Origin of the sequence: Serinicoccus sp. CNJ-927 (assembly GCF_001942435.1) — a bacterium.
Lineage (GTDB): Bacteria > Actinomycetota > Actinomycetes > Actinomycetales > Dermatophilaceae > Ornithinicoccus > Ornithinicoccus marinus.
Genome location: NZ_MKKF01000050.1, coordinates 142,623 through 155,276 on the forward strand (window position 1 = coordinate 142,623; position 12,654 = coordinate 155,276).

12 protein-coding genes and 2 pseudogenes are annotated in these 12,654 nt (G+C 74.3%); 4 read left to right on the forward strand and 10 right to left on the reverse strand.

Annotated features, from left to right (window positions below; translation table 11 throughout):
* Positions 1-22 precede the first annotated feature (22 nt).
* A complete protein-coding gene (ybaK, locus tag BJF86_RS15025; protein WP_075820086.1) occupies positions 23-517 on the forward strand; it encodes a Cys-tRNA(Pro) deacylase in 495 nt (164 codons plus the stop codon).
* A gap of 64 nt (positions 518-581) precedes the next feature.
* Here ybaK and BJF86_RS15030 read toward each other — a convergent pair whose 3' ends face one another.
* Both BJF86_RS15030 and BJF86_RS15035 read right to left on the reverse strand, forming a co-directional pair.
* Positions 582-1,046 (reverse strand): Lrp/AsnC family transcriptional regulator, encoded by a 465-nt coding sequence (locus BJF86_RS15030; RefSeq protein ID WP_075814186.1) that lies wholly within the window; start codon positions 1,044-1,046, stop codon positions 582-584.
* A gap of 5 nt (positions 1,047-1,051) precedes the next feature.
* The gene (locus BJF86_RS15035; RefSeq protein WP_022923953.1) at positions 1,052-1,330 is read right to left on the reverse strand and encodes a hypothetical protein; all 279 of its coding nucleotides are present in this window, start codon (positions 1,328-1,330) and stop codon (positions 1,052-1,054) included.
* 35 nt (positions 1,331-1,365) lie between these two features.
* Between BJF86_RS15035 and BJF86_RS15040 the strand changes: the two genes are divergently transcribed.
* Complete coding sequence (locus tag BJF86_RS15040) at positions 1,366-2,334, forward strand: 5'-3' exonuclease (RefSeq protein ID WP_075820088.1); 969 nt, start codon at positions 1,366-1,368, stop codon at positions 2,332-2,334.
* A 121-nt stretch (positions 2,335-2,455) separates the two neighbouring features.
* Positions 2,456-3,028, forward strand: coding sequence for a phosphatase PAP2 family protein (locus tag BJF86_RS15045; RefSeq protein ID WP_075820090.1), 573 nt, complete (start codon positions 2,456-2,458; stop codon positions 3,026-3,028).
* Here BJF86_RS15045 and BJF86_RS19150 read toward each other — a convergent pair.
* From BJF86_RS19150 to BJF86_RS15080, 8 genes and pseudogenes are all read right to left on the reverse strand, one after another.
* A complete protein-coding gene (locus BJF86_RS19150) occupies positions 3,021-3,287 on the reverse strand; it encodes a hypothetical protein (protein WP_237768252.1) in 267 nt (88 codons plus the stop codon). The genes BJF86_RS15045 and BJF86_RS19150 overlap by 8 nt on opposite strands.
* An 89-nt stretch (positions 3,288-3,376) precedes the next feature.
* Positions 3,377-4,225, reverse strand: a pseudogene (locus BJF86_RS15050) (acetyl-CoA C-acyltransferase); the annotation flags it as partial.
* Positions 4,226-4,371: 146 nt separating this feature from the next.
* Positions 4,372-7,314, reverse strand: a complete 2,943-nt coding sequence (locus BJF86_RS15055; RefSeq protein ID WP_075820092.1) for a DEAD/DEAH box helicase — start codon at positions 7,312-7,314, stop codon at positions 4,372-4,374.
* A gap of 15 nt (positions 7,315-7,329) precedes the next feature.
* Complete coding sequence (locus BJF86_RS15060) at positions 7,330-8,217, reverse strand: diacylglycerol/lipid kinase family protein (protein ID WP_075820094.1); 888 nt, start codon at positions 8,215-8,217, stop codon at positions 7,330-7,332.
* On the reverse strand, positions 8,214-9,041 hold the full coding sequence (tatC, locus tag BJF86_RS15065; RefSeq protein ID WP_237768253.1) for a twin-arginine translocase subunit TatC: 828 nt from the start codon (positions 9,039-9,041) through the stop codon (positions 8,214-8,216). Before tatC ends, BJF86_RS15060 begins: the two co-directional genes overlap by 4 nt.
* A 30-nt stretch (positions 9,042-9,071) precedes the next feature.
* Entirely contained in the window at positions 9,072-9,359 is a 288-nt protein-coding gene (tatA, locus tag BJF86_RS15070; RefSeq protein WP_075814174.1) for a Sec-independent protein translocase subunit TatA, read from the reverse strand.
* Between the two features lie 63 nt (positions 9,360-9,422).
* Positions 9,423-10,433: a helix-turn-helix transcriptional regulator gene (locus BJF86_RS15075; protein WP_075820098.1), complete on the reverse strand. Its 1,011-nt coding sequence runs from the start codon at positions 10,431-10,433 to the stop codon at positions 9,423-9,425.
* On the reverse strand, positions 10,433-11,446 hold the full coding sequence (locus tag BJF86_RS15080) for a helix-turn-helix transcriptional regulator (RefSeq protein ID WP_075820100.1): 1,014 nt from the start codon (positions 11,444-11,446) through the stop codon (positions 10,433-10,435). Before BJF86_RS15080 ends, BJF86_RS15075 begins: the two co-directional genes overlap by 1 nt.
* Positions 11,447-11,504: 58 nt before the next feature.
* Here BJF86_RS15080 and BJF86_RS15085 point away from each other — a divergent pair.
* Positions 11,505-12,625: pseudogene (locus BJF86_RS15085) on the forward strand (DUF3866 family protein).
* The last annotated feature ends 29 nt before the right edge of the window (positions 12,626-12,654 follow it).

Sequence of the window (12,654 nt, forward strand, 5' to 3'; positions counted from 1 at the left end):
GCACCCGCCCTAGCCTGCGGCGATGGCGCGGACGAGGAGCTCGGGCGGGACCCCGGCGACGGTGGCCCTGGACCGGGCGGGCATCAGGTATGCGGTCCGTGCCTACGAGCACGACCCCGCGGCGGCGTCATACGGGGCCGAGGCGGCGAAGGCCCTCGGGGTGGCGCAGGCCAGGGTGTTCAAGACGTTGCTCGTGCAGGGTGAGCGCGAGCTCGCGGTGGGCATCGTCCCGGTGGACGGACAGCTCGATCTCAAGGCGATGGCAGCCGCGCTCGGGCGCAAGCGGGTCGCCATGGCGGACGTGGCCACCGCGGAGCGGGTCACCGGATACGTGGTCGGAGGGATCAGCCCGATCGGGCAGAAGCGGTCCCTCGAGACGGTGCTGGACGAGTCCGCGCAGCAGCACGACACGATCCTCGTGAGCGGAGGACGCCGCGGTCTGGACCTGGAGCTGGCACCCGCCGACCTCCTCGCCGTGACCCGCGGGACCATCGCCGGCATCGCGCGACGGTCGTAGGCCACCACACGCGACGCCCGGTGGGGTCGGCGGGGCAACCACAGGCGGCGCCCGGTGGGGTGGGTCAGGTCAACTCGGGGGTGTGCACCGGCAGGCTGCCGAGGCGGTCCTCCCACGGGGTGGACAGCACGATGGTGGTGTTGGTCGAGCAGGAGCCCTGCTGCCGGATCCGGCCGAGCAGCTCCTCCAGGTCCTGCGGCCGGGGCACCCGGATGAGCAGCACGTAGTTCTCGTCGCCGGCGACCGACCAGCAGGCGACGATCTCCTCGATGTGCGCCAGCCGCTCCGGGATGTCGTCGTCGTCCGAGGGGTCGAAGGGCGTCACCGACATGAGCGCCGTCAGCGGCAGCCCGACCGAGGCGTAGTCGACGACCGCCCGGTAACCGGTGATGATCCCCCGCTCCTCGAGCCGCTTGACCCGCTGGTGCACCGCGGACGTCGACAGCCCGACCTGACGCCCGAGGTCGGCGAAGCTGATGCGCCCGTCCTGCGCGAGGACGGTGACGATGTGGCGGTCCAGCGGCTCCATGCCGGTCAGCCTAGTTGTGGGTGCTCCGGATGGTCGGCAGCCACCTCGTGCGCGGCGTCGGTGGCGTCCCGACCGCCCGTCGGGCGCAGCAGCAGGAGCGCGCCCACGAGGGCGCCCAGGGCCAGGGTCGGGAGCGCGAGACGCAGCACCGCCGCGTAGTCGGGCCCCGGGGGACGGGTCAGCGGGTTCTCCCCCTCCGCGGTGTCCCAGAGCGGCCCGAAGAGCAGCCAGGCGCACACCCCGAGGCCCACGACCAGCAGGACGAGGGCGAGGCGGCGAGGCATACCTCACGCTACCCCGGGCCACTAGGGTGAGCGCCATGACCGCACCTGCCGACGATCGTGCCGTGGCCCCGCCGCAGCTGCTGCTGCTCGACACGGCCTCGCTCTACTTCCGCGCCTACTTCGGCGTCAAGGACCTGCGCGAGGCGCCCGACGGCACGCCGACCAACGCGGTCCGCGGGCTCGTGGACATGATCGCCACGCTGGTCGGGCGCTTCTCCCCCACCCACCTCGTCTGCTGCTGGGACAACGACTGGCGACCGGCCTTCCGGGTCGAGGCGATCCCGTCCTACAAGGCTCACCGTCTGGTCGAGGGTCCGGAGGGCCGCGAGGACAAGGAGGAGGCTCCACCTGAGCTGGAGGTCCAGGTCCCGATCATCCGGCGGGTGCTGGACGCCGTCGGCATCCCGATCCTCGGTGCGGACGGCTACGAGGCGGACGACGTCATCGGCACCCTCACCGCGCGCCACCGCGGGCGGATCCCCGTCGGTGTGGTCACCGGCGACCGCGACCTGTTCCAGCTGGTCGACGACCAGGCGGGGGTGACGGTGGTCTACACCGCCAAGCAGGGGGTCCGGGACGCCGAGGAGATCCACCAGGCCGACCTGATGTCCCGGTATGCCGTCCCCACGGGTCAGGCGTACGCCGAGATGTCGATGCTGCGCGGGGACACCTCGGACGGGCTGCCCGGGGTGAAGGGCATCGGGGAGAAGACCGCCGCGGCGCTCATCGAGCAGTACGGCACGCTCGCCGCCCTGCGCGCGGCGGTCGACAGCGGTGATCCGGCGATCAAGGGCGCCCGGCGCACCAACCTGGAGGCGGGCGCCGACTATCTCGACGTCGCCCCGAAGGTCGTGCTCGTCGCTCAGGACGCCCCGGTGCCCGACGTGCCGCTGACCCTGCCGCGGGAGATCGCCGACCCGGGCACCCTGCAGCAGCTCGTCGAGACCTACGACCTCGGCAGCCCGGTCGGCCGGCTCATGGCCGCGCTCGAGGTGAGCCCCTAGCGCCCACGCCACAGGCCACCCACAGGTCGCGCTCCTACGGTGGCGGCATGACCACGACGCAGGCTCCGCAGGCCGGTCCGGCCACGAGCAGCCGGTCGACGACCGCGTCCCGGCTGCCTGGGTGCTCCTCGTGGGCGCGGCCGTCGGCTTCGGTCTGATGTATGCCCTCGCCGTCCGGACGACGTCGGGCCAGCGCGTCGACAACGGCGTCATGGATGCTGTCACCGTGACCGGTGCGCAGCACCGGGCGCTCGACGCCCTGCTGCCCGACCCCTACCTGCTGCTCGCGCTGGCTCTGGCCGTGGGTGTGGTGGCGCTGGCGCGGCGGGTGCGCACGGGCCTCGCCGTGCTCGTCTGCGTGCCGCTGCTCGTCGGGGCGACCCAGGTGCTCAAGGCCGGGCTGCCGCGACCGCAGCTGGCCGACCCGTGGCTGATGTCGAACTCGCTGCCGAGCGGCCACACCGGGGCGGCCGCGGCGCTGGGGCTGGCCCTGCTGCTGGTCGTGCCCCGGCGGTGGCTGCCCCTCGCGGCGGTGCTCGGGGCCGGCGTGACGGCGTGGATGGGTGCCCTGGTCGTCATGCTGGGCTATCACCGGCCCAGCGACGTCCTCGCCTCCGTGCTGCTCGCTGTCGGCGCCGGTGGGCTCGGCCTGCTGGTGCGCGGCGACACCGGCAGCGGCGCGCGGCTCAGCTGACCCGCTCGAAGACCGCGGCCAGCCCCTGGCCTCCCCCGATGCACATCGTCTCCAGGGCGTAGCGGCCCTCCCGGCGGTGCAGCTCGTGCGCCATCGTCGCCAGGATGCGGGCGCCGGTGGCCCCCACCGGGTGGCCCAGCGAGATCCCCGAGCCGTTGACGTTGACCCGCTCCCACTGGTCGCTGCCGGGCATACCCCACTCGTGCAGCACGGCGAGCGCCTGCGCGGCGAAGGCCTCGTTGAGCTCGACGAGGTCCATGTCGGCCAGCGTGAGCCCGGCGCGCTCCAGGCTGCCGCCGACGCCGGCACGGGGCCGATCCCCATCGTCTCCGGAGCCACTCCCACGACGGCCCACGACCGCAGCGCGAGCATGGGCACCAGCCCGAGCTCGTCGGCCCGCTGCCGGGTGGTGACCACGCACAGCGCGGCCGCGTCGTTCTGACCGCTGGCGTTGCCCGCGGTGACGGTCGCCTCGGGGTCCTGGCGGCCCATGATCGGCCGCAGCCCGGCCAGGGTCGCCTGGTCGGTGTCGGGTCGTACGTGCTCGTCGGTGTCGACGACGGTGACGCCCCTGCGGCTGCTCACCTCGACCGGGACCAGCTCGGCCTCGAACCGGCCCTCCCGCTGGGCGGCGGACGCCCGCTGGTGCGAGCGCACCGCCAGCTCGTCCTGCGCCTCCCGGGAGATGGCGTAGTCGCGCCGCAGGTTCTCCGCCGTCTCGATCATGCCTCCCGGGACGGGGTGGTGCTCGCCGCCCGCGGTCGAGCGCGCCCGGGCGAGCCGGTCGGCCAGCTCGACGCCGGCCCGGACGCCCTGACGCAGCAGGGCGTAGTGCTCGACGCTGCTCATCGACTCCGCTCCCCCGGCGACGACGAGCCGGCTGCCACCGCTCGCGACCTGCGACGCCGCGGTGAGCACCGCCTGCAGGCCGGACCCGCAGCGCCGGTCCAGCTGCATACCGGGTGCGGACTCCAGCCCGGCGTTGAGCGCGACGATGCGGCCGATGGCCGGGATCTCGCCCGAGGGGTTGGCGTTGCCGAGGATCACGTCGTCGACGTCGCCGTCCTGCAGCCCGGTGCGCTCCAGCAGGACCTGCAGCAGCCGGGTCCCGAGGTCGGCGGCGGACAGGCTCGCCAGGCTGCCGAGGAATCCCCCGACGGGGGTGCGGAGCGGGGAGCAGACGACGATCTCGGCCATGGGCCAAGACTACGCAGACCGGGACCGCTCGGTGCTCGCTCCGCTCGCGCGTCAGCTCTGTTCCGGGCGACCAGGCTCGCTCCGCTCGCGGTCGCCCAGGCTCGCTGCGCGAGCATCCTCACCCGCACCGTTGGGTCCTCGCGTGCTCAGTCGAGCCGGTCGGCGGCGACGACACCGCGGAGCATCGCCGAGGAGGCGCGCCGCGCCGTGGCGGCGACCTCCTCGTCCGCGGCCTGCGCGATCTGCCCGAGCAGGTCGACGACCTGCTTCGCGCGGCGCACGAAGTCACCGGCCGACAGGTCGCCCGAGCGCAGCACCTCCTCCAGGCCACGGCCCGAGGCCCAGCGGTGCACCATCCAGGTGATGCCGGGGTCGAGCTCGCGGTCGCCGGTGAGGTTGTGCGCGAGCTTGCCTGACTGCACCTGCGTCCAGATCGCTGCCATCTCCCCCAGTGCCTCGGCGACCTCGACGCTGGGCGTAGGCGGGTCCCCCGGCTCGTCGCCGCGCGCCTCGTGGACCAGCGCGGAGACGACGGAGGCGAGGTCGGCGGGCGTCAGGCGCCGCCAGGTGCCGCGCCGCAGCGCCTCGGCCACCACGAGGTCGAGCTCGGTGTAGATCCGCCGCAGCCGCTGTCCCTCGGGCGTCACCTCCAGGCCGTCCTCGCTGAGGTAGCCGGTCGCCGACAGCAGGTCGCAGATCCGCTCGAAGGTCGCGGCGAGGGTGCCGGTGCGGTGCGAGACGCGGCGCTGCAGGTCGTCGGTCTCCTTGCGCAGCTTCCACCACCGCGCCGACCAGCGCGCGTGGTCCTCCCGCTCGGGGCAGCTGTGGCACGGGTGCGCGGCCAGCTGCGCGCGCAGCTCCTCCACCTGCGCCTCCACTCCGGCCGGTCTGCCGGCGTCCCGGTCGCGCCCGCGCTGTCCGGGGACCGGCTCGCGCACCGTGCTGCGCAGCGCCGCGGCGAGGTCCTTGCGGGCCTTGGGGCTGCGCTCGTTGAAGTGCGAGGGGACCTTGAGGCTGCCGATGACCTCGGGCACGTCGCGGAAACCCGCGACGGTCAGCCGCTGCACCCGGCCGTGCGAGGTGACCACGGTGGGCTCGGGCCCGGCGGAGCGGCCCCGGGCGCCCTTGACGACGACCGCCATCGTGCCGTGCCGCCCGCCGTCGAGCTGGACCACCTGCCCCGGCTCGAGCGTCTCCAGTGCCTCGCCGATGTGGCTGCGCCGCTGCGCCTGCCGGGTCCGCGCCGCCTTCTTCTCCAGCTCGGACAGCTCGTGCCGCAGCCGGCCGTACTCCCGGAAGTCGCCGCGGTCGCACACCATGGACGCGGCATACCCCTCCAGCGCCTCGAGGTTGTGCCGCACCTGGGTCGTCAGCCCCACGACGGAGCGGTCGGCCTGGAACTGCGCGAAGCTGGACTGCAGCAGCTCGTGCGCGCGCTCCCGGCCGTACTGCGCCACGAGGTTGACCGCCATGTTGGAGCTGGGCCGGAAGGAGCTGCGCAGCGGGTAGGTGCGGGTCGAGGCGAGGCCGGCGACGTCCATCGGGTCCACGCCGCGGCGCCACAGGACCACGGCGTGCCCCTCGACGTCGATGCCGCGACGCCCGGCGCGCCCGGTGAGCTGGGTGTACTCCGCCGGGGTGACCGGTGCGTGCTCTTCGCCGTTGAACTTCACCAGCTTCTCCAGCACGACGGTGCGGGCGGGCATGTTGATCCCGAGCGCCAGGGTCTCGGTGGCGAAGACGGACCGGACCTGCCCGGCGGTGAAGAGCTCCTCGACGATCTCCCGGAACAGCGGCAGCATGCCCGCGTGGTGGGCGGCGTAGCCGCGCGAGAGCCCCTCGACGAAGTCGTGGTAGCCCAGCACCCCGAGGTCGGCGGGGTCGACCTCCGCCACCCGCTCGGCCACGAGCGTGCGGATCGTCTGCCCCTGCTCCTCGGGGATGAGCCGGGTGCCGCGCCCCAGGAGCTGCTGGACCGCGGCGTCGCAGCCGGCCCGGCTGAAGATGAAGGTGATCGCCGGCAGCAGCGCCTCGCGGTCGAGCCGGTCGATGACCTGGGCCCGGCTGGCGACCCCGCCGGGCAGCGACCCGCGCGCGAAGCCGGCGTCACCGCGGCTGTAGCGCATGCTCTGCGCGCCGTCGTCGCGGCGGCCGCGCTCGGCCGGGCGCGGGCCCCGGCCCTGAGCGCTGCCACGACCGCCCCGCCGGTCGTCCCGAGCCTCTCTCCGGCCTCCCTTGGCGCGCCGGTCCCCCCGTCGGCCGCGGGGCCCGCCGGCGTCCTCCCGGCGCCACCCGCCCTCGGAGCGGGCGGACCGCTCGGCGGCCGAGATCGCCTGCAGCAGCTCGGGGTTCACCCGGGTGGTGCCGTCGGTGCCGGGGTCGGCCCGGGTGCCGTCGGTGACGAAGAGGTCGTACATCCGCTGGCCGACCATCATGTGCTGCCACAGCGGCACCGGCCGGTGCTCGGAGACGATGACCCGCAGCGAGCCGGCGTCGCCGCGGCCACGCACCTGCCGCAGCCAGTCGCCGAACTCCTCGGCGTTGCTGACCGTCGCCGACAGCGAGATCACCTGCACCGACTCCGGCAGGTGGATGATGACCTCCTCCCAGACCGCACCGCGCCAGCGGTCGGCGAGGTAGTGCACCTCGTCCATGACGACGAAGCCGAGTCCCTCCAGGGTGGGCGAGGAGGCATACATCATGTTGCGCAGGACCTCGGTCGTCATGACGACCACCGGCGCCTCGCCGTTGATGGAGGAGTCGCCGGTGAGGAGGCCGACCTTGTCGGGGCCGTGGCGGGCGACGAGGTCGTGGTACTTCTGGTTGGACAGCGCCTTGATCGGGGTCGTGTAGAACGCCTTGCGGCCGGTCTCCAGGGCGAGGGCCACGGCGAACTCGCCGACCACGGTCTTGCCCGCCCCCGTGGGCGCCGCGACGAGCACGCCGGCGCCGCCTTGCACCGCCTCGATCGCCTCCAGCTGGAAGGGGTCGGGCTCGAAGCCGAGGGAGGCGGTGAACCGTCCCGCCGGGGTGGACTCCCACCTCGCGCGTGCACGCGAGGCCGCATATCGCTCCGCGGGGGTGGACATGCCTCCCAGGCTACGTCAGGCGGGGGTGAGCACCCGCAGGCTCGCGGGGTCGACCCGCACGCCCAGGGGCAGCGCCGCGAGCGGCTCGCCGTCCCCGTGGGCGACGATGTCCGGTGGGCCCTCGACGAGCACCTCCCGGGCCCGGGTGAGGTGCACCGCCGGGTGGGAGGTATGCCGTCCCGCCCGGATCGCGCGCAGCAGCCCGACCGCCTCGGGCGGCGAGACGGGGCTCACGACGACCAGGTCCAGCAGGCCGTCGGCCGGGTCGGCGTCGGGGGCGAGCGGGAGCCCGCCGCCGAGGTAGGGCATCGTCGCCGCGACCACGATGAGGGCGTGGAGGTCGCGGGTCCGGCCGTCGACCTCGAGCCGGTAGTGCAGCGGCGGCTGGCGGCGCAGCAGGGCGATCTCGACGAGCGCGGAAAGCGTATAGCTGCTGGCGCCGAGCCAGCGTGGCCACTCGTTGGCGCGGGCGTTGATCCGGGCGTCCAGCGCGCAGCAGACCGAGCCGAGCACACGTCGGTCCAGGTCGCTGAGGTGCAGGGTGTCCACGGTGCGTGGGGTGCCGGTCAGGAGCACGTCGATCGCGGCGTCGGGCTCGCGCGGGAGACGCAGGCTGCGGGCGTTGTCGTTGCCGGTGCCGGCGGGCAGGACGCCCAGCGTCGTGCCCGCGCCGGCGCAGACGTCGGCGCCCAGGCTCACCAGGCCGTCCCCGCCGGCGACCGCCAGGACGTCGACGCCGTCCGCCACGAGCGCCGCACAGGCCGCCCGCACCTGCTCCAGCGAGTCGCCGACGACCTCCACCACGTCGTGGCCCTCGGCACGGAGCCGCCGCACGGCCTGCTCGCCCAGGACCGCCCCGCCCCGCCGGCCCGAGCGTCGGCCGTGGGCGAGCGCATACCTCATGACAGGGGGGTTGCCTCGTCGGGCGAGAGTCCGGCATAGCGGTCCGGGTTCTTCTTCGCCCGGCGGCGCTCCATGAGGAAGGCGACGCCGACCGCGCACCAGTAGAGGGCGAAGACCGGGGAGGCCATGGCCAGCATGGTCCACGCGCTGGGGTCCGGGGTCATGAAGGCCGAGAAGACGAGGATGCCGAAGAGGACGACCCGCCAGCTGCGCAGCATCATCCGGGCGGACAGGACCCCGATCTGGTTGGCGGCCACCAGCACGACCGGCAGCAGGAACGCCAGGCCGAAGGCGAGCATGAAGTAGAGCCACAGGGTCAGGAACTCGCTGGCGCCGGGCAGGTTCGCGATGCCGTCCGGGGTGAAGCCGAGCAAGATCGCGACCAGCCGCGGGAAGGTGAAGGCGGCCAGCGCCGCGCCGGCGAAGAACAGCGGGATCGAGATGAAGAAGTAGGACAGCGCGATCCGCTTCTCCGGGCGGGTGAGACCGGGCAGCAGGAAGGCCCAGATCTGCCACAGCCAGATCGGGCTCGCCAGCAGGATGCCGCTGAAGACGGCCACCCGCAGCTGCATGGCGAAAGGCTCGGTGATGTTCTGGAAGCGCAGGCTCACCGCCTCGTCCCCACGCTCAGCGGCGACCGCCTCGATGGGTGCGGTGACCACGGCGATGATCTCGTCGTACCAGTACCACCCCACCACCGAGAGCACACCGATCGCCAGGACGCTGATCGTCAGCCGGTTGCGCAGCTCCCGGAAGTGCTCGGCCAGCGCCATCCGACCCTGGGGGTCCCGGCGGCGCCGGCTCGGGCGGTCGGTACGGGCCACGACGAGTGTGACGGGAGGCGAGCAGGACGCTCAGGCGCCGGTGCCGGCGCCCTCGCCGCCCTCGCGACGCTTCATGGCGTCGTACTCGGCGCGGGCGGTGTCGGTGTCGCCGCTCTTGCTGCGCTCGTCGAGGGCGGGCCGCTCGGAGTCCTTGGCGTCCTTCCGGGCCTCGCCCTCGTCCTTCATCTGGTCGACCTCCGACTTGAAGACGCGCATCGACTCCCCCATGGACCGGGCCATGTTGGGCAGGTTCTTCCACCCGAAGAGCAGGACGAAGGCCACGATGAGGACCACGATGTGCCAGGCCTGGAGACGCATGGGGGATGCTCGCTCTCGATCGGGGCCCGCGGACACCTGCCACGGGCGGTGACGTCCGTCAGTCTAACGGGCGGCGCCCCCAGCGGTGTTCCGGTCGCCGGTCCGGTCGCCGCCCGTGAGGCCGGCGAGGCCCGCCGCCGCAGCCTCGCGGACAGCGGTGACCATGCCCGCCGGCTCGAGGACTCTCACCCCACCGCCCTCGCGCAGGACGAGCCGCACCAGCCAGCGCGGGTCGGCCACGCGCAGGGTCATCCGCACCGAGCCATCCTCGCGCGTCTCGACCTCCTCGGCGGGGATCTGCTCGGCCACCCAGGCCGAGGCCGGCGCGAGGTCGAGGGTGACGGTCCGGTCCTGCGGGTCCGGACGGTATACCCCGGTCCCGACCGCGCGGGTCGGCAGCTCCTCCGGCGGGGTGGCGTCCGTGTCGAGGACGTCGACCGCCTCGATCCGGTCGAGCCGGAACAGCCGGAGGTCCTGCGCGCGGTGGCACCACCCCTCGAGGTACCACCGGCCGTCGACCGAGAGCACCCGCAGCGGGTCGACGTCGCGCTCGGTGGTCTCGTCGCGGCTCGCCGAGGTGTAGCGCAGGTGCAGGCGCCGTCGCTCGGTCAGGCCGGTGCGCACCCGTCCGGCGAGCTCGTCGTCGACGGGCTGCTCCAGGGCGACCTGCACCTGGGCGGCCCCTGTGGCGCCCTCCCCCGCGGCCGCCTCGAGCTTGGCCAGCGCCCGGTCGATGGCGTCCCGCTCGGCCAGCCCCGGTGTCGCCGCCAGGGCGCGGAGCGCGACGATGAGGGCCAGCGCCTCGTCGCGTCCCAGCCGCAGCGGGCGGGCGATGGTGTCGGCGTTGCCGACGAAGACCCGGCCGCCTTCCCAGGAGGCCTCGATGAGGTCGTCCGGGTAGTGCCCGGGCAGCCCGCACAGGAAGAGCACCTGCAGGTCCTCGACGACCTGCTCCTCGGTGACGCCGAGCTCGGCGGCCGCCGTGGACAGGTCGATGCCCTGGCGGTGCACCAGCCAGGGGACCATCGTCAGCATCCGGGACACGCGGGAGGTCGCGCTCTCGTAGGTGGCCATCAGCCCTCCTGCCCACCGTGCGCCGCGACCACGGCACGGAGCTGGTCGGCGACGAGCGTCGCCAGCTCCGGCGGGTCGACGACACGGACGTCGGGGCCCGCGGCGCAGACCTCACGCGCCAGGCGCGGCCACGACCCGGCGGCCACGTCCACGAGACTCCAGCCCTCGGGTGCGTCCCCACCCGTCGTGGCCGTCCCCCGGCGGCGCAGCGAGGCCGCCGCGCCGTCGCGCAGGAGCAGCCGCGCGGTCCGGTCCGACGGCGGGTCCTCCCCGGCGCTGCGCCGGATCATGGCGAGCGTGTCGAGGTCGTCGGGGACGGCATACCCCCCGGCCCGGCCGGAACGCTTCGGCGTGCCGACGACGCGGTCGAGCCGGAAGACCCGTGGCGCCTCGCGGTCGAGGTCGTGGGCCGTGAGGTACCACCGGCCGTGCCAGCTCGTGAGCCCCCAGGGCTCGACCCGACGGTGCGCGAGGTCGCCGCTGCCGCCGCGGTAGTCGAAGGTGATCGGCGTGCGGGTCAGGACCGCATCCCGGACCGGCTCGAAGGCCGGGTCGGGGGTGTGCAGCAGCGGCTCGATCCCGGCGACCGACGACTCGTCGCGCACCACCCCGGCCGCGTCCAGCTTGCGCAGCGCCTGCGCGGCCGGCCCGGCGAGGCTGGCCTGGCTCCAGGAGCGCGCGGCCAGGCCCAGCACCGCGAGCTCGTCCGGGGCGAAGTCGATCTCGGGCAGGGCGTACTCCCGCTGGTCGATGCGGTAGCCCGGCTCGTCGTCGAAGAAGGCGTCGATCGGCTCGGTGCGCAGCGGGATGCCCAGCGCCCGCAGCTCGTCCTTGTCCCGCTCGAACATCCGCTCGAAGGCCTCGACGCTGCCCGCGGCGTAGTCGGGCACCGCCTGGCGCAGCTTGGCCTTGGACAGCGGCTGCCGCGTGTGCAGCAGGGCGATCACGAGGTTGAGCAGGCGTTCGGTCTTCGCCGTGGCAGGGCTGACCCCCGCGCTCGCCTTCGTCGCCATGGTCCGACAGGCTACCGTCCGGGCTCCCCGGACCCGGGCATCTATAGGCTCACCTGTCGTGATGACGTGGCGCGAGGGTCGGGTGCGCGAGCTGCTGCCCGGCTGGGACGGGGTGGTGGTCGTCTCCGTCGACCTGGACGGCGACGCGACCGTGCGGGCGCTCGCCTACCTCGAGCTGGTCGGCGCCCCGGTGATCGGCGACCGGGTGCTGCTCAACGTCGGGGCGCTGGAGCGGGGGCTGGGCACCGGGGGGTATGCCCTCGTCGTCGCGATCCCGGACCGGCCGGACGCCTGGCCGGGGACGACGCACCCGGTGCCGGGTCACCTGGTCAAGGCGCGCTACACCCCGCTGCAGCCGATGCTGCTCGGCGTGGACGACCCCGAGGGCGAGCACCACGGCACGCTGGCCGAGGCCGACGACCTCGACGGACTGCCCGTCCTCGCCACCGACCTGCACTCAGCGCTGCCCGCGGTGCTCGCGGCGTCCGCGAACGAGCACCCCGCGCCCGGGTCGCCTATGTCATGACCGACGGCGGGGCGTTGCCGCTGGCGTGGTCGCGCACGGTGGCCGGGCTGAGCGACGCGGGGTGGCTCGCGGCGACCATCACCGCCGGGCAGGCCTACGGCGGCGACCTCGAGGCGGTCACGGTGCACACCGCCCTGCTCGCGGCCCGGCACGTCGTCGGTGCCGACCTCGCGGTGGTCGTGCAGGGACCGGGCAACCTGGGCACCGACACCCGGTGGGGCTTCTCCGGGGTGGCCGCTGGCGAGGCGCTCAACGCCGCGGCGGTCCTGGGCGGACGGCCGGTGGCCGGGCTGCGGGTGTCGCAGGCGGACGCCCGAGAGCGGCACCGCGGACTGTCGCACCACAGCGCCACGGCCTTCGGCAGGGTCCTGGCCCAGCCGGCCGACGTGCCGGTGCCGGCGACGACGGACCGCCTGACGGACCCGCTGGCGAGCTGCCTGCGTCGGGTGCGGGAGCAGGCCCGGGCGCTGGCCGACGACGCGCCCCACCTCACCGTGGTCGACGTGGACGCCGGTGGGCTCCTCGACGCGCTGCGGGACGCCCCGGTGACCCTGTCCACGATGGGCCGCGGCCTGGACGACGACCCGGCGAGCTTCCTCGTCGCCGCCGTGGCTGGTCGGCACGCCGCGACGATGGTCGGGGATCTAGGGTGACCGCCATGGACTCCCCCGGCGCTACGGCA